Source organism: Aquimarina sp. AU119, from assembly GCF_900312735.1.
GTDB classification, from domain to species: domain Bacteria; phylum Bacteroidota; class Bacteroidia; order Flavobacteriales; family Flavobacteriaceae; genus Aquimarina; species Aquimarina algiphila.
The window spans coordinates 136,618-154,566 of sequence record NZ_OMPF01000021.1; the positions used below are offsets into that span (position 1 = coordinate 136,618).

Sequence of the window (17,949 nt, forward strand, 5' to 3'; positions counted from 1 at the left end):
TAAGTTGTATTATATATCTACTTAAAGAAGTTAGATTGTTTACTAGATAGGTTCTCCATACAAATCAAAATCTTCTGCTTCATATATTTTGACTGTCGTAAATTCTCCTGTTTTAAGATAGTGTTTGGATGCATCAACCAATACTTCATTATCCACATCTGGAGAATCAAATTCGGTTCTACCTACAAAATAATTCCCTTCTTTACGATCGATAACTATTTTGTATTCATTACCAATTTTTTGTTGATTCAATTCCCATGAAATTTGAGATTGAATTTCCATAATTTCATTTGCACGATCCATCTTTATTTCCTCAGGAACATCATCTTCAAGATTAAAGGCATGTGTATTTTCTTCATGTGAATATGTAAAACACCCTAAACGTTCAAAACGCATTTCTTTTACCCAATCTCTTAATGTCTCAAAATCCTCTTGTGTTTCTCCTGGATATCCAACAATAAGTGTGGTTCGAATTGTCATTTCTGGAACTGCATTTCTAAACTCCTTAAGTAACTTAGTTGTTTTTGCTTTAGTTGTCCCTCGTCGCATCGATTTTAATATTGGATCAGCAATATGTTGAAGCGGGATATCAATATAGTTACATACTTTTGGTTCTTCTTTCATTACCTTAAGTACTTCCATAGGAAATCCAGTTGGGAATGCATAATGCAAACGTATCCATTCAATACCATCTACCTTTACCAATGCTTTTAGTAAATCTGCTAGTTTTCTTTCTTTATAAAGATCCAAACCATAATATGTCAAATCCTGAGCAATAAGAACCAATTCTTTGACTCCGTCGGTAGCTAATTTTTCTGCTTCGGTTACAAGCTCTTCAATTGGTGTTGATTTATGACCTCCTCGCATCAAAGGGATTGCACAAAATGAACATGGACGATCACATCCTTCAGCAATTTTAAGGTACGCATAATTCTTTGGTGTCGTGGTTAAACGCTCTCCAATTAATTCATGCTTATAATCTGCTCCTAAAGCTTTTAATAAGCCTGGAAGTTCGGTTGTACCAAAATATTTATCCACATCTGGAATTTCTTCTTCTAAATCTGGTTTGTATCTCTCGGATAAACATCCAGTTACAAAAACCTTATCAACTGTACCCTGCTCCTTCTTTTGCACATACTCCAAAATAGTATTTACAGACTCTTCTTTTGCATTTGCAATAAAACCACAAGTATTAATTACAACAATATTACCCTCCTCTTCATGAACCACCTCTTTGTTGTTTGCGCGCAATTGTCCCATCAGCACTTCGCTGTCATATACATTCTTACTACAACCTAATGTGACTACATTGATTTTATTCTTCTTTAATGTCTTTGTTCTCATATATTCTGGATAAAGGTCTGCAAAGATACGAGGATTAACTAAAGATCACCCTATAAATCCAATAACTCTGAATGTTACCTCTTCTCTTTATTAAACCTTTTGTAAATTAAAGAGTCTAAATCTGTAAAACCTCAGTCTATGAAAAAGGTTGTTATATATAGTATAGCTATCACATTGTTGATGAACGCTTCATGCTCTGATAATGAATCTATAGATCAAACCTCTGATGAAACTATTATTACAGATACTACAAATAACAATACTCTGTATTTTCCACCAATAGATTCTGCTATTTGGGAAACACTATCAGTTCAAGAACTTGGATGGAATACTAATAAAGAACAACCTCTATATGATTTTCTCGAAGCAAAAGGAACGAAAGCATTTATTATTCTAAAAAACGGAAAAATAGTTATAGAAAAATATTTCAACGGATCTACTGCAACTGATATTAACCCTTGGTATTCTGTGGGAAAAACGCTCACGGCATTTACCGCTGGAATTGCGCAAGAAGAAAACCTACTAGACATTGATGAACCATCTGCTAACTACCTAGGTTCTGGATGGGCAAATATCTCTAAAGAGCAGGAGGATGCTATCACAATAAGAAGTCACCTAACCATGACAACCGGTTTGGATTATACTATTACTAATCAAAATTGCACTGATCCTGACTGTTTAACTTACCTCAATGCTCCTGACAATTTTTGGTATTATCACAATGCTACTTATACCTTGGTCACCGATATCATTTCAAAGGCTTCTAATCAAGACTATAATGTATACTTTGATACAAAAGTAAAAAATAAAATCGGTATGGATGGTAGTTGGATAAAACTTGGTTTCTCTAACATTTACTATAGTACAGCACTAAGCATGGCACGTTTTGGATTATTGAACCTAAATAAAGGAGCATGGGATTCTACTGAGGTCCTTAATGACACGAATTATTTTTCGGAAATGACAACCACATCACAGGCATTAAATCAATCCTATGGCTATTTATGGTGGTTAAACGGAAAACCAAGCTTCAGAGCTCCCGCATTTGAAATATTATTTATGAGTGAATTAATACCAGAAGCGCCAGATGATCTAATTGCAGGTCTTGGCAAAAATGATCAAAAACTATATATAGTTCCTAGTCAAAACCTTGTAGTAGTTAGAATGGGTAATGATACTGGGGAAGCACTATTAGGACCTTCTAGTTTTGATAATGATTTATGGGAGAGAATCAATGCATTAATAAATTAATCCTTTTTTTTAAAAAGACACTCTAAACGTTACATTTGGTGTTAGCCCTAAAGGGAATTCGTTTTCTTCCTGAAGTGCATTATTCTGATCAATTCTGTAATATTTATTGATTACATTTTGACTATTTGTAAGGTTCCAAACAGATACCCCTGTATGGGCTAAAACTCCTTTAGCTATTTTAAAATCATAGGTTGCCGAAATATCTAACCTTAAATATTCATCCAACCTACTACTATTTATTTTTTCAAAGTTAATATCATCACCTGATATAGGGTTGTCTGCTATTGGCTTGGTGGTAGGTAACCCAGAATTCCAATTTACCCCAGTTGATATTTTTAAATTATTAATTGTATATGATGCTCCTACTGCTAAAGAATGTCGTATATCTATATTGTTAGGAAACTCTTCATCGCTAAAGGCGGTAAAAATGTAATTGTTCTGAGCATGAGAATAACTCATCCATGTATTAATATCATTAAATCTTTTATTAATTAAAAAATCAACTCCAATTATGGTGTATTCGCCGATAGCGTCTTCTAACTCAAATTCATTACGAAACCTCTGTCCTTTGGCTTTTATCCCTTCTACTGTTTTATAATACCCCTCTATACTCATCAACAACCCTTTTCTATTATAATACAATCCTAAAGATGCTTGCTTACTTTTTATAATCGGTATTTCTTCTTCTTCAGACAGTATCCATTTTCTTTTTTCTATTCCCAAAAAATCATTTTGTTCATTTATTAATTGAGAAATGTTTTGATGTTTAAACTCCCCTAATACTTCTACATTAAAATATTTAAGAAATTTTTGGTTAAACGACAATCTTGGTTCAATAATGTGGCTATCAAATTTCTCATTAAAATTATATCGTACTCCAACATTTACTTTGGTTGATTTAGATTTATAATATAATTGAGAAAAAGTGCTATGCGTTCTTATTACTCTATTCTCTTTTATTCTAAACGGCGGTTCATCTATATCATTTAAAGTAGAGACTCCTGTTTCTATAAATTGATATCCATTGAGAAGTGTTATAGCTTCATTAAAATCATAATATGTTTTTAATTTTGCTCCTGTTTCTGAGACTATATTTTCTTGCAAAAATCGTTGTCCATCCTGAAAGTTTGCATTGACGGCTTTAAGTAAATAGTCTGTTTCATATACCTGAAGAACAGACTTAAATGTTTCACTCCAACTCCTCTCGTACCAAACTCCTCCTGCAAAACTATTTTGCATTAAACTACTTTGACGGGATTCTTCTATAGTATTAGTATTAATATTTTCTGTAAATACTAATTCATTATTTATGGCCAAAAAATTAACTCTTAGGTTATCATTATCAGAAATATTATAATTCCACCGTAAACCAACATCATAAAAATCAAATATTATGTTTTCATTTTCAGGTGTTAGCTCACTATCCTGAGAAATTCTCTTAAAATACTCTTCATATGTAGGGCTTTCTACAACATCGCTTATCGATTTTCTTCCGGCTATTTGTAATGAAGATTTTTTTCCTATGGGGATATCCATAAAAGCATCTGCATTAATCATATTTAATCCAACACTCATATTGAAATCATCATTAACATTCTCATCTGTATTCATTATGATTGTTCCCGACACTCCATCTGTATATTCTGCATTTGTTCCATTTTTTAAAAGCACAGCTTTCTTGGTAAGCCTTGGGTTAAAAGCAGATATCAACCCGAAAAAATGACCAGATTGATACATTTTTATGCCGTCCCAAAGAATTAAATTTTGGTCATGAGTTCCTCCTCTTATATTAATATTAGACACTGTCTCATCTGCACTATGAATTCCAGGTAATGCCTGTACTGTTTGTAAAACATCTGTTTCTATAAGTCCGGGAAGAATATCAAAATTATTATAATCGATTTGCAAACTACCATCTGCAGATTTATCAATTCCCTTGGTGATATAATCATTAAGTATAACTTCTGATAATGTTTCTATTTTTGGATTCATAAAAATGGGAGCACACTCATTTGGCCTAAAAGAATCAGCCAACCGATATATCGTTCTATACCCTAAATGCCCTATTAAGATAGTTTCACGTGGGTTTGAAATCTCTAATTCAAAGCTTCCATCTTCTTTACTTATCGATGAGTTCTTTTTTCCTTGAATAGTTGCACTTTCGAGAGGAAGTCCTGTACGTTTGTCTTCTAATTTTCCACAAATAACAAAAGACACATTTTTTTTATTAATAGAAATAAAGTTATTTGCAAGTTTACTAAACTTCAAACTTGTTTCTTTCTTTAGAAATTCTAGAATTTGTTCAATCGAAATATTTCTTTTTGGTTTTGATACATAAATATTTTCTATCGTATCATCTGCATAAGTAAATTTATATTCGAAACGGTTTTCAAGATCAGAAATAATATCGACTAATAATATCTTATCATTTGAATTCTGGCTATAAGACAAGAACGCAAAAAATGCAAAAAAAAGCCGTAATAATATGTTACTTTTTTGGCTTGTCTTTAAATAGTTTGATGTTATTGGTTGAGTCAAGGGTATAGTTAAGATCTAGGGGTAATGTTATTGATTTTAAGCCTTCTTCTAAATTTGTATGCACAAAACCTCCCGTAAATATACGCGAAGTATCTATATTCTCTAACGAAAAAACAACATCATATTGTCTTTCGAACTCATTAATTACCACATAAAAAGGAACACTCTTAAAACTACTTACATTACTCATCCATTCTGGCTGTTGATTTAATGTAGTATCAGAAGTTATCATTCCTTTTACAACTTTAAAAGTTTTACCTGCCGGTAATTTCTTTATATGATTTTTATATTTCACATTAACCAATCCTTCAAAGCATTGTACTTCAAAATACCCTTCACGATTCTTGACATTAAATTGTGTACCTAGCACACTCACTTTACCTGCATCTGTAATCACATCAAATTTTGATCCTTTAGCTACTTTAAAAAAAGCTTCTCCTTCGAGAATTACTTCTCTTTTAGTAGTCCAGTCATTTTTATTAAATGTTATTTCTGACTTTGAATTTAACATTGCAGTAGAAGCATCTGGCAATTCTACAGAAATCTTCTCACTGATCATTGTCTCTATATTTGTATTAGAGTTTAGGAAGAAAAGCGACCCTATACCTACTAATATTGCAAAAGCTGCTGCGATCTTAAGAAATGGTTTATACCAAGTATTATGTTCGACAGCAGGTGTTTTTTGTTGATCCAGCTTTGCATAGAAGCTATCCAAATCTGCTACTTCAGAAACTTCAGAAGCTTTAAAGTTTTTGGCTCCTTCCATGATTTTGATATGCATATCATAATCATCCAATTTTTTGAATGCTTCCAGCTCTTCTTTGGTCAATTCCCCAATCAACCATTTTTCTATGAGATATTCTTTATTCATTTTTTTACACCCTTCTATATATAAAACAACTTAATGTTTCTTTTTCCTTTACAATTATTTAAAACCTTCTATTTCGCTTTTTAATTTTTTATATGCTGTATAGATTCTATTCTCCACTGCCTTACGCGTTACACCAAGCATTTCTGCTATTTCGATATGTTTTTTCCCTTCTACTTTATTTAATAAAAAAGCGACTCGCTGATCTTCTGTTAACCTGCTCAATGCAATCTGATACTTTTTCAAAAACTCCTTTTCTTCTATAATAAACTCTGGTGACTCATTTGTATATTCTTTTGGTTTATTCTCTCTGTGTCGTAGCACTACTTTTTGATGTTTTATCTCATTAAGCATCATATTTTTTGCAACACTGAAAACAAAAGCTTTTGCTTTAGAGGGAGTAACTTTTTTACAGTTATCTAATAACTTAATAAAAGCATCTTGCATTTTATCATTAGGACTCAGTGACTCACCATATTTATAATATAGATAGTTGTATAAATCTTTTGAATATTTCGTATAGATCTTAGAAAACATCTTTTCTTCGCAGACATCTTCTTGCAGCTCTTTTGGCATTTTTATAAAGTTTCTTGGGTTTAAATTTAGAAAAAACTAAAATAAAAAAGGGATTTTTAATATTTAGTTGTTATAATAGTATAATCTTATATTTGAAAAGATTGCAGCTTATGAATACAAAAACCAGTTCAATTCTATTTCTTTTAACATGGGGTATTACCATGTTCATCACATCTTGTAGAAGTGAATCAGATGAATTATTACAAGACACAAATAATCAATACCTTAGTTCAGATTCTAAAATAGCTGGGTTGATTTTACGTGCCGTAACTAATGACGGTTCTGTAGATGACTCTATTGATAAAGCAAGTTGTTTTAGTATAAAATTTCCGTTCACGATTACTGCAAATAGTCAAGTAATAAATTATAACACTATAGACGACATTGCAGCCAACCAAGGACTTTTTAATGATACTGATCCAATAGTGTTTAGTTTTCCAATAACTCTAATATTTAATGACTTTACAGAAATTGTAGTTAATGATGATACACAACTACAAGGACAGGTAAACAATTGTAATGGTCAAAACGATAGTATCGCTTGTATTGATTTTGAATACCCACTTTCTGCTTCTGGTTTTGATTCACAAAATGAATTAATACTTAAAGTGGATTTTGAAAATGATAAGGACTTTTATGATTTTATAGACGGGCTAAATCGAAATGATTTTGTTAACCTGGATTTTCCTATGACTGTTCTTATTTCTGATGGTGCTGTCTTAAGGGTTAGCAGTCTTGGAGAATTAGAAAACACTTTTGATGATGTACTTAGAAATAGATGTAATTAAATCATTATCATTTATTTTATACTCGTTAATAACACAAAAAAATCACTTAATATCATACAAATAAATTAAAACCCATAATCATCTTACTCTACAAACCAAAACCTATGTCAAAATTACCTAAACAGGCGTCAAAACTTGGATTGCTGTTAAGCGGGGCTTTCTTAATAGCGTATTGCATTTTTATGATCTATTTGACGTTTGACCTCAACAATTAAAACCCAACACCCCTCTTTTGTAAAAAAAAGAGGGGATTTTTATATTTTATTCAATGTATGAAACAGGCATCTTACGTTCTTTTGTAACTTTTTCGTACGCATGACCCAATTGCAATAATTTACCTTCAGAAAAAGGTTCGGCAATAAACGTAAGCCCTTTTGGTTCTCCTTTGGCTGAATATCCCATAGGTACTGTAAGAGCCGGATATTTGGCAACAGCGGCATATCCCGCATGATAATTATTAATGGAGAGTATTGCATCTAATTGATGTTTATTTATGTGAACATCAAAATATGTACGCGCAGCCGTTTTTAACCTCTCCTTAATCTCATTTAATTCTTCAACTGTAGTGCTATCTGTTATTATACCCTCAAATAATTGTTGCCCATATGGAATACGTATCAACGTATCTTTATTATTGAAAGCAATCGCATCTTCGATATTTTTTATCTCAACTTCATCCCCAGCCTGTGTTTTAATATATTCTGGAAGATCGTTTTTCATATCAATATTCAAAATGCTTAGGAAACCTGGTAATTGAACTTGTTCTGGTTCAATTTCAATAAGCACACCTCCTGCTTTCTCTATTTTTTCTGTTGCTATTTTGTATATCGAATCTTCTAAAAGGTCTTTTATAATACCAAAACGCTTTTCTTTTAAACTCACATCATTAATTAAGTTTACAAAATTTATATCTGTAGCTATAGAAGGTGCGTCATTGTTATCCTTACCAATAATTGCATTGAGTACAATTGCATTATCAATCACACTTTTGGTCATAGGACCAGGAGTATCCAAAGTACTCGAAATAGGCACTATTCCTGTTCTACTTAATACTCCAATGGTTGGTTTAAGCCCAACTACAGAATTTTGACTAGATGGAGATAAAATAGACCCGCTAGTCTCCGTTCCTATAGCTGCGACGCAAAAATTTGCTGCTACTGTAACTCCGCTACCCGAACTAGATCCTCCGGTTTCAAAAATCATTCTCCCGTATGGATTAAGAGTTTGTCCACCCACTGCGCTATAACCAACTGGACATCCTGAACATAAAAAATATGCCCATTCACTAAGATTAGCTTTACCAAGAATTAACGCATTTTTCGCAATTAACTTCTCTGTTATAAAAGCGTTTTTAGTATTATTATGCTGCAGCGCTATTGCTCCTGCTGTGGTAGCTATATCTTCTGTGTTGATATTATCCTTAAGCAGAATAGGCATCCCAAAAACAGAATTTACATCAATACTCGCTTTATCAACTTTATCTAATTCTCGAGCAAGATCGACCACCTTTGGATTGAGAGCTATCACCGAATTTAATGACAAAGCATTATCACTTTCGTATTTTCTAATGCGGTAGATATAGAAAAGAGTTAACTCTTCATACGTAAGTCTATTATCTTTTATGTTTTGTTGAATTGTAGGTATATCTTTTTCCAGGATAAATTGCTTTAAACTCTTATATTTTTCTTCAGAGAAAAAATCTAATTCGGACTCTAAACTCTTCCAAATGTCATTTTTATCTAATACTTTAGAATTCACCAATTTTAAATGCATCCTGGCCTGCTCAAGTGATTGAGTTGCTTCCAGATCTTTGGTTTCATCATAGGATTGCCAAACTACCCTGGGTTGTTTCTCTTCTTGTGGTTTTGTATCCTTTTCCTTTTTACAGGAAACAAAAACAGAAACAACAAAAAGAAGAAGTATAATTACGTTTTTCATGAAAAGTAGATTTTAAATTTAAAAATTCTCTTAATTAATGACCTGTGTGCTTTTTTAACGGAGTATTTACCCAATACTTATCTTTATCTTTAAAAAGATTAATCTCAGACGTAGATAATGGAGCATACTTATTCATTGTTTTCGTAGTATCCTTTATCTTTTTTCCGGGAAAAATCTCTTGTACAAATATCTCTCTATATTGATTTAAGGTTACTTTAGGAATTTCGTTTATTACATTTCCATCAATATCACTGATATTTCTAATTTTTAACTTAATATCTTCAGAAAAGTTTTTAAAGTTAAAATCGGGTATAGAAAATAATTGTTCTTGATCTATTACAATCCTTAAATGATCATCAAAGGTTAAAACATCCTTAATACGAACCTTATGTTCTTTAGAAGTATATGTTATTTTAAACTTATTTGAAATAGGAGTTATTGTTTTTTTATCTAATTTTCTGTTGAAATACACATCAAAAAACATATTATCAAGATCTAAGAAAATATTTTCTATCCTAAAATAATAATCAGTATTGACCTGAAATTTATTATTGAATGTTATATAATTAAGGTACATTTTTCCTTTTATAGGAGCATACTCTAATGCGACTCTATATAATGCATTCTTTTTTTTCTGTTTAAATACTTCATAATTAAGTTTATGAATTGCAAAATTCTCCTTAGCAATAAAAATTTTCCCTTTTGCAAAATGTAGTGCTCCAGAAGCCGCGTCTTCTGCCACAAAATTAATTTCATAGATCGGGGTATCATCAAGGTAACGGATACCTTGCAAGCTAAAAAAATGATTCTTCAAAAAATCTACATCCAAAACATCTATAAAGGAGAAAGACATCCTATCATGATTCCGTATTGCATTGGTAATATTCAAGACATTTAATTCATTTCCTCCTAAAGGAGAAATAATAACACTTTCCAGGTATTTTTCTTTTACATTATCATAAGGGATAGCTAATGCACTATCTTGAGCAAAAGTCTCATTTCTGTGATAGCTATAAAGCAGTGTTTGATTTTGTTTATTAGTTAAATAATCTGTACCGAATCCAGCATCAAATACCTCAATTATACTTTCATTTAAATTAATATATTGAGTGCTTTTTTTTTGATTGGATAACACTCTATAAGAATCATCTACAGGCTGCTGATAATCACGATAATAAGCTATATATGAAAATGGCTTTTTAGGATAATTTAGAACAATATTTTGTAATGCTTTTTTTATGATTTGCCTGGCAGTAAACCGACGTTTTTTCTTTCTTCCCGAAACCAATGTAACAGCATCTAATTCTTCAACATTGGGTTTTAAATAAATAATATTAATCTGTTTGCTAAGAAGTTTCCCTATTACTATTTCTTTAGTTCTATATCCTATAGAAGATAGACTTATTTTTCCAGAAACATCCAAAGTTGAAGGGAGTCTAAATTGACCTTCATCATCTGCAATCACTCCTCTATTTGTTCCCAGCAACTTAACAGTAGCATAAAATATCGGAGTTTTTGAATCTTCATCTAATATTCGACAAAAGAATTGATCTTGATCAAACTGATTCTGAGCGTTAATTCTCTGTAAACAACAACAAAAAATAGTTATGACAAAAAAAAGAGCTTTCTTAAATATCATTATTAAAACCGTTATATGGGTAAGGTTTACAATCCAATCAATTTTTGCTTGTATATTATTCTTATATAAAAATCAATAAAAAAAGGCACCTTGATTATATCAAGGTGCCTTTTTAACTATATTATAACAGTTTCTTTTTCTTATTTAAAGAACGAATCTACAAATTCATATTTATTAAATACCTGAAGATCTTCAATACCCTCTCCAACACCTATATACTTAACAGGAATTTGAAATTGATCACTTATACCAATCACTACTCCGCCTTTGGCTGTTCCGTCTAATTTGGTAACTGCTAACGAAGTTACCTCTGTAGCAGCTGTAAACTGTTTTGCTTGTTCAAAAGCATTTTGACCAGTAGAACCATCTAAAACCAATAATACGTCATGAGGAGCATTTCCTATCACTTTCTGCATTACTCGTTTCACTTTTGTCAACTCGTTCATCAAATTGATTTTATTATGTAATCTACCTGCTGTATCAATTATAATCACATCTGCATCTTGATTCACTCCCGATTCTAATGTATCAAAAGCCACAGAAGCCGGATCACTCCCCATATCTTGCTTAACTATAGGAACATCTACTCGATCTGCCCATACTTGTAACTGATCGATAGCCGCCGCTCTAAAGGTATCAGCTGCTCCTAATACAACTTTTAACCCTTTATTCTTTAACTGATAAGCTAATTTTCCTATTGTAGTGGTTTTACCAACTCCATTTACCCCAACAACCATTAAAACATAGGGTTTATTATCCTTTGGAATCTCAAAATCGGTCGCTTCTCCTACATTGGTTTCAGAAAGTAAACCCGCAATTTCCTCTCTAAGGATTTTATTTAATTCATCTGTTCCCAGATATTTATCCTTTGACACACGGTTTTCTATACGTTCTATAATCTTAATGGTGGTTTTCACACCAACATCACTTGTGACTAATATTTCTTCTAAATCATCCAGTACATCGTCATCAACCTTGGATTTACCTGCTACTGCTTTACTTAATTTAGAAAAAAAATTAGTTTTAGATTTCTCTAATCCTTTATCAAGTGTTTCCTTTTTCTCTGAAGAAAATATATTTTTAAAAAGCCCCATCTGTACTATTCAATATGCTAAAAATTAAAAAAACTAAAATAGTTAGTTACATTCTTTAAATATAAAAAGAAAGAGCCATTTCAATACAATTGAAACGGCTTCTTTTTAAAATATCTTGTAAGGGATTACTTTTTCTTTAAAAAATCACTAACTGCCTCTGGTGGCATTATTGATTCTACAAAAGTATAAGCTCCTGTTTTTGGAGATTTTACCATTTTTATGGCTTTCGTTAATCTCTTTGATCCTGTTTGTAACGATGCTACCGATTTCTTTGCCATCTCTTATTATTTTATTTCTTTATGAACAGTCATTTTCTTTAAAACAGGATTAAATTTCTTTAATTCTATTCTATCAGGAGTGTTCTTTTTGTTCTTTGTTGTAATATATCTTGATGTACCTGGTTTACCCGTAGCTTTATGCTCTGTACATTCTAAGATCACTTGCACTCTATTACCTTTCTTTGCCATTATAAGTATCTTTAAAAAAGAAGATTATTTATTAAAAAAACCTTTTTCTCTAGCTTCTTTTAAAACCGCAGAGATTCCGTTCTTATTTATATTTTTTAACGCAGCAGTAGACACTTTAAGTGTTATCCAACGATCTTCTTCTGGAATATAAAAACGCTTTTTAATTAAATTCGCATTAAATTTACGTTTTGTTTTATTCATCGCGTGAGAAACATTGTTCCCTACCATTGCTTTTTTACCTGTAAGCTCGCAAACTCTTGACATCTCTTCTTAATTTTGGTATTATTTCAAAACAGGGTGCAAATTAACGAATTATTTAGCGAACCACCAATAATAGTTTAGTAAAATTTTCTTCTTTTTTTAGTTTTTCTTTTAAGACATAAAAAAAGAAAAAAAAGGGGTTTTTACCTATTTCACAAATAAAAGGATTCTATTACTTTTATAGTAGTTAATTTTTATAGTAAAAACTTACGACTTATTATGGGGGTAATTAAGTAGTAATTACAGAGCGAATCATGATACCATGATTCGCTTTTTTTATTACAACATATAGTATCTTAGTTTTTAAATCATTACCATTTATTATTGTATCTTAGGATATAATATCCATATCATATAATGTATACAAAAAACAACAAACAATTTATTAAAAAGTACGAGCTTGATATAGGCTCAGCCTATTTCTATAAAAACTATGTTGTGACAGAAATAAAAGAAGGTATTATACTTAATTTTGAGAAAGCTGCTGCATTATTTCAACTAGGCAAAGAACACTATGGAAATAAAACACCTTTTGTATATATATCCAATAGGATTAATTCATACTCTTTTGAACCTACAGCTCATTATAAATCTACTGATTTATTTCCTAATTTATTGGGCTTTGCAGTAGTAACATATGATCTTCTCAATAAAGAGGTTGCAGAATTAGAGCAAGTTTTTTTAAACAAACCCACTCAAATTTTTCACACTTTAGACGATGCTATCGCATGGGTAGAACAATTAATCATTCGCGATTAAATCTTTATTTAACCTCAATTCGCGCAGAAGAAGCTCAAATGATTTATTAACAGCTTTTCCAATGGTTCGATCCCTAAGATTACTGAATACAAATTTTTCTGAAAAAACACCATTTGGACTCGCTATTGCAATAAAAACTGTACCCACTTCTACATCTCCATCTCCTTTTTCTGGACCTGCATTACCTGTAGTTGCAATTGCATAATCTGATTTAAACTTTTCTTTTACACATAAAGCCATTGCTTCTGCAACTTCAGCACTAGTTACCGTGAATTTTTTTATAATTTCTTCATCCACTCCTAATATATCAACTTTGGATTGAGTAGCATAAGTAACTACTGCCCCTTGAAAATAAGCTGATGCTCCTCCTCTGCTTGTAAATAATTGCGCTATTTTACCACCTGTACAACTCTCTGCTAATGAAAGTGTTTTATTTTGTTTAACCAATAGCTTCCCTATTCTTACTTCGATAGTTTCATCTTCTTCATAGCCAACAATAATATCACCTATAATATCATGTAAAGCCAGTACTTTGCTTTCTATTGTATCTTCTAGAAGGTTTTTATCATTTCCTCTAGCTGAAAGCCGAAGTCTTACATTACCTAAATTAGGTAGATAGGCTAACTTAATAAAAGAGGGTAAATCATTCTCCCAATCTTCAATTTTTTCTGCAATAGAACTTTCTCCTAAACCGTATGTAAGTATAGTTTTATGTATAATGTATGGTCTGTCAAATCTCTTTTGTAGTCTTGGCAGTACTTCATTCTTCATTAAGCCTTTCATTTCATATGGTACTCCAGGCATTGATATGAATACTTTATTCTCTTTTTCTAACCACATTCCTGGTGCTGTCCCAAAAAGATTCATCAAGACCGTTGAAGTTTTAGGAACAAGAGCTTGTTGCCTATTTACCTCAGAAATTGGAGTTGAGATATATTTTGCAAATAACTTTTCAATATGAGCCAACACCTGATCATTCTGTACCAAAGTATCATCAAAATATTCGCAAATAGTATGTTTAGTAATATCATCTTTAGTCGGTCCAAGACCTCCTGTTAGCAACACTATATCTGCCCTCTTACTTGCCTCATCAAGAGCATCAAGAATATGTTGTCGATCATCTCTAATCGATGTGATCTGATGTACATCAACACCTATCTTATTCAATTCTTTTCCCATAAACGCAGAATTAGAATCAATGATCTGACCTATCAGAATTTCATCACCTATAGTAATAATTTCTGCAAACATATATTAACTAAAATCAGCTTTAAGATTCTCTATAGCACCATTTACTGTAGTAACAATATGCTCTAAAATTGGTAGTATCTCTTCCTTTGCTTTATTTGTTTTTGACCATGCCTCAATTTGTTTAATTTGAGCCAAAAGATCAATATCAAATAACTGAAGGTTAGGTTTCATTTTATGAGCATATTGGTATGCCATTTGTGGATTATCAGAATTTACTGCCTGAACCATACTATCGAGATCAGGTGGTATTTCTTCTAAAAATGTCTGTACTAATACAGCTATAAATTCATTATCACCTCCTGATAATTCATCTACATTTTTTAAACTATATCCTTTGCTCATTTATATAACTTTTATTGAAAAAATTGTTGGTTGTTTGTATATCTAGCTAAAATAATATCCGTTTTTATAGGTTCAATCCCAGCTGATGTACCGTAAATATAATACCTCCAGTCTTTAATCTAAAACATTTATAAGGATATTCTTACTACTCCCTCGATAATTCATTCAAAATTAAGCCTATAAACATAGAAATATTCACATATTTTCTATTATAAAACAAAAAACATTAGCTGTTTTCACTTCAAAGTAGGGATTGATCATTACTACACCTTATAATCATTAGTATTTTTACGAACCTTTCATAAGATAAAACTCAATAATTACACATAAAAAAAACAGGTCTCAATATAACATGGTATAGCATTTTTAATACTGTTTTTAGGATACTGAAATTTATGAATATAAAAATAGTTAAAATATTTGTTAGTTAAAGCTAACTTTATAAATTTGCCAAGACTAATTTTTTATCATGAAGCGTTACTTAGTATTCTTTATTTTATTACAATCAACTTTTGTTATATCTCAGACTGGAAGTTTAAAAGGTTCTATTACATCAAATAACAAACAATTACCATTTGCAACTATAGAAGTATTCAATGCGTCTTTTAGAACATCCTCCTCATCCAATGGAGAAGGTTTTTATGAAGTAAAAAACATTCCTGCTGGTAATTTCACTGTAAAGGTAAGTTTATTAGGATTTCAGACTTCAAAAGAAGAAGTTGCTATTATACCTGGTGAGTCTACAATAAAAAAAATCGAACTTGAAGAAGATAGACTTAATCTGGATCAAATTGTGATAAGCGCAACCAGGAATCGAGTGAATAGAAAAAAAGCACCTGTTGTAGTTAATGTTCTAAATCCACAATTACTTAATGCCACACAATCTATCTCATTATCAGATGGGCTTAATTACTCTCCTGGGGTTAGAGTAGAAAATAATTGTCAAAACTGTGGTTTTACTCAAGTACGATTAAATGGGTTGGATGGAAGTTATACTCAAGTTTTGGTCAACAGCAGGGCTGTTTTTAGTGCACTAAATAATGTATATGGTTTAGAACAAATTCCTACCAATATTGTCGAACGCATAGAAGTAGTAAGAAGTGGTGGTTCTGCTCTTTATGGTTCTAACGCTATTGCAGGAACTATTAATATTATCACCAAAGACCCTGTACTTAATACATGGGAAATTGGTAGTTATTTTGGCTTGATAGACGGTGATGTACCTGATCGCCTAATTAACTTTAACTCTTCTTTAGTGAGTGATGACCTTATGAGCGGAATAACACTTTTTGGACTAAAGCGAGATCGCGAAGAGTTTGATGCAAATGATGATGGATTTTCTGAATTAACTACATTATCAAACACTACATTTGGCATTAAAACATACCTTAAACCAAATGAACGCAGTAAAATTTCTTTAGACTTAACCACCTTAAAAGAATTTCGAAGAGGTGGAGATCGACTTGACTTAGCCCCTCACTTTACAGATATTACTGAACAATTAGATCATGATACTTTTTTAGGCGGAATAACATATGATCTACAAAACAAAAACCTCAACAGCAATTTTTCAGTATATACTTCGGGGCAATACACAGAAAGAGGAAGCTTTTATGGTGGTTTAGGAGGTTCAAGAACTCAACAGGATAGTATTCTTGCGCTTAATTCTTATGGTACCACAAAAGATTTAGCTTTAGTATCCGGAGCACAATACACTTATAATTTTAAAAACGAAGATATTATTACTGTGGGCGTAGAATATAACCTAAGTGATACCGAAGATATTATTCCAGGATACGATAGGTTAATTGATCAAAATGTAAATACCATTGGATCTTATGCACAATATGAATGGAAACCTAATGACAATCTAACAGCACTTGTAGGAACAAGATTGGACCATGTTAATGTTAAAGGAGATTATAACATTGGTGGTATATCTAGAGAGGTTTCGATAGAACAAACAGTATTAAGCCCGCGTCTTACCCTTTCTTATAATATAACAGAGGCTTTAAAATTTAGAGGAGGATATGCCAGGGGATTTAGAACACCACAAGCATTCAATGAAGATTTACACGTTTCATCAGTCGGCGGTGAACCTCAGTTTGTAATCTTATCAGAAGATTTAAATACTGAGTACTCTAATGCCTACACCACCTCTTTTAACTATAGTAAGAACTTCAACAAAGTACAAACTGATATTTTGATTGAAGGTTTTTATACCGATTTACAAGATCCTTTTACACTTGTGAGTACTGGTGCAGTGTTAGAAAATGGGTCTATTTTAGAAGAAGTTAGAAATGGGTCTGGAGCCAATGTTTTTGGAACTAATTTAGAAATAGGGATCTCCCCTTCTAAAGAATGGCAATTTCAGATTGGAGGAACGATACAAAAGGCAGAATATGATGAAGCACAAATACTTTTTGAAACTGATGGAACGATACCAAATGAAACTGATGTAAGTGTTGATGAATTTGTTAGAAACCCTAATTCTTATGGATACTTTAATACATCATGGATACCTGGAGAACATTTTAACATGGACCTTACTGGGACGTATACAGGTTCTATGACAATTCCCCGAGTAGTAAGCCCATCTGGCTTTTTAGACCTTGTCGATAGTGATTCTTTTTTTGATGTGAATGTAAAACTTGAATATCATACCGATATTTCAGAAAATTTTCAAATGACTTTTAGTGGAGGAATAAAAAATATCTTCGACAACTACCAGGATGATTTTGATATAGGTCCTTTACGAGATTCTGATTATATTTATGGTCCTGGAGCTCCAAGAACCTTTTTTATAGGGATTAAATTTGGTAAACTTCACTAA

At 31.7% G+C, this 17,949-nt stretch carries 16 protein-coding genes; 4 read left to right on the forward strand and 12 right to left on the reverse strand.

Features of this window, described 5'->3' with window-relative positions:
- Positions 1 to 42: 42 nt before the first annotated feature.
- A complete protein-coding gene (rimO, locus tag DK442_RS17260) occupies positions 43 to 1,344 on the reverse strand; it encodes a 30S ribosomal protein S12 methylthiotransferase RimO (protein ID WP_109437148.1) in 1,302 nt (433 codons plus the stop codon).
- A 138-nt stretch (positions 1,345 to 1,482) separates the two neighbouring features.
- Between rimO and DK442_RS17265 the strand changes: the two genes are divergently transcribed.
- Complete coding sequence (locus tag DK442_RS17265; protein ID WP_109437149.1) at positions 1,483 to 2,595, forward strand: serine hydrolase; 1,113 nt, start codon at positions 1,483 to 1,485, stop codon at positions 2,593 to 2,595.
- 9 nt (positions 2,596 to 2,604) lie between these two features.
- Here the strand turns inward: DK442_RS17265 and DK442_RS17270 are convergent, their stop codons facing one another.
- Genes DK442_RS17270 through DK442_RS17280 form a run of 3 tightly spaced genes read right to left on the reverse strand, consistent with a single transcriptional unit; the run spans position 2,605 to position 6,577 of the window.
- On the reverse strand, positions 2,605 to 5,046 hold the full coding sequence (locus DK442_RS17270; RefSeq protein ID WP_109437150.1) for a TonB-dependent receptor plug domain-containing protein: 2,442 nt from the start codon (positions 5,044 to 5,046) through the stop codon (positions 2,605 to 2,607).
- Between the two features lie 37 nt (positions 5,047 to 5,083).
- Positions 5,084 to 6,004 carry a FecR family protein gene (locus tag DK442_RS17275; protein ID WP_109437151.1) on the reverse strand — a complete coding sequence of 307 codons (921 nt, stop codon included), beginning with the start codon at positions 6,002 to 6,004 and terminating at the stop codon, positions 5,084 to 5,086.
- Positions 6,005 to 6,058: 54 nt separating this feature from the next.
- Positions 6,059 to 6,577 carry an RNA polymerase sigma factor gene (locus DK442_RS17280; protein WP_200825128.1) on the reverse strand — a complete coding sequence of 173 codons (519 nt, stop codon included), beginning with the start codon at positions 6,575 to 6,577 and terminating at the stop codon, positions 6,059 to 6,061.
- A gap of 110 nt (positions 6,578 to 6,687) precedes the next feature.
- On the opposite strand from DK442_RS17280, the gene DK442_RS17285 reads away from it, so the two are divergent.
- Positions 6,688 to 7,365 (forward strand): hypothetical protein, encoded by a 678-nt coding sequence (locus tag DK442_RS17285; protein WP_160114236.1) that lies wholly within the window; start codon positions 6,688 to 6,690, stop codon positions 7,363 to 7,365.
- A 261-nt stretch (positions 7,366 to 7,626) separates the two neighbouring features.
- Here the strand turns inward: DK442_RS17285 and DK442_RS17290 are convergent, their stop codons facing one another.
- The 6 genes from DK442_RS17290 to rpmB form a co-directional block, all read right to left on the reverse strand.
- On the reverse strand, positions 7,627 to 9,303 hold the full coding sequence (locus DK442_RS17290; RefSeq protein ID WP_109437154.1) for an amidase family protein: 1,677 nt from the start codon (positions 9,301 to 9,303) through the stop codon (positions 7,627 to 7,629).
- Between the two features lie 34 nt (positions 9,304 to 9,337).
- Positions 9,338 to 10,942 (reverse strand): carboxypeptidase-like regulatory domain-containing protein, encoded by a 1,605-nt coding sequence (locus DK442_RS17295; protein ID WP_109437155.1) that lies wholly within the window; start codon positions 10,940 to 10,942, stop codon positions 9,338 to 9,340.
- A 140-nt stretch (positions 10,943 to 11,082) separates the two neighbouring features.
- On the reverse strand, positions 11,083 to 12,036 hold the full coding sequence (ftsY, locus tag DK442_RS17300; RefSeq protein WP_109437156.1) for a signal recognition particle-docking protein FtsY: 954 nt from the start codon (positions 12,034 to 12,036) through the stop codon (positions 11,083 to 11,085).
- 125 nt (positions 12,037 to 12,161) lie between these two features.
- Positions 12,162 to 12,314, reverse strand: coding sequence for a DUF4295 domain-containing protein (locus DK442_RS17305; RefSeq protein ID WP_081748330.1), 153 nt, complete (start codon positions 12,312 to 12,314; stop codon positions 12,162 to 12,164).
- 6 nt (positions 12,315 to 12,320) lie between these two features.
- Positions 12,321 to 12,503, reverse strand: a complete 183-nt coding sequence (gene rpmG / locus DK442_RS17310) for a 50S ribosomal protein L33 (RefSeq protein WP_109437157.1) — start codon at positions 12,501 to 12,503, stop codon at positions 12,321 to 12,323.
- Between the two features lie 24 nt (positions 12,504 to 12,527).
- Positions 12,528 to 12,767 (reverse strand): 50S ribosomal protein L28, encoded by a 240-nt coding sequence (gene rpmB, locus DK442_RS17315; RefSeq protein ID WP_109437158.1) that lies wholly within the window; start codon positions 12,765 to 12,767, stop codon positions 12,528 to 12,530.
- A gap of 435 nt (positions 12,768 to 13,202) precedes the next feature.
- On the opposite strand from rpmB, the gene DK442_RS17320 reads away from it, so the two are divergent.
- Positions 13,203 to 13,523, forward strand: coding sequence for a hypothetical protein (locus tag DK442_RS17320; protein ID WP_143915483.1), 321 nt, complete (start codon positions 13,203 to 13,205; stop codon positions 13,521 to 13,523).
- On the opposite strand, the gene DK442_RS17325 is transcribed toward DK442_RS17320, so the two are convergent.
- Both DK442_RS17325 and DK442_RS17330 read right to left on the reverse strand, forming a co-directional pair.
- Positions 13,506 to 14,774, reverse strand: a complete 1,269-nt coding sequence (locus tag DK442_RS17325; protein WP_109437160.1) for a CinA family nicotinamide mononucleotide deamidase-related protein — start codon at positions 14,772 to 14,774, stop codon at positions 13,506 to 13,508. The genes DK442_RS17320 and DK442_RS17325 overlap by 18 nt on opposite strands.
- Before the next feature lie 3 nt (positions 14,775 to 14,777).
- Positions 14,778 to 15,116: an Hpt domain-containing protein gene (locus tag DK442_RS17330; protein ID WP_109437161.1), complete on the reverse strand. Its 339-nt coding sequence runs from the start codon at positions 15,114 to 15,116 to the stop codon at positions 14,778 to 14,780.
- A 469-nt stretch (positions 15,117 to 15,585) separates the two neighbouring features.
- On the opposite strand from DK442_RS17330, the gene DK442_RS17335 reads away from it, so the two are divergent.
- On the forward strand, positions 15,586 to 17,949 hold the full coding sequence (locus tag DK442_RS17335; protein WP_109437162.1) for a TonB-dependent receptor domain-containing protein: 2,364 nt from the start codon (positions 15,586 to 15,588) through the stop codon (positions 17,947 to 17,949).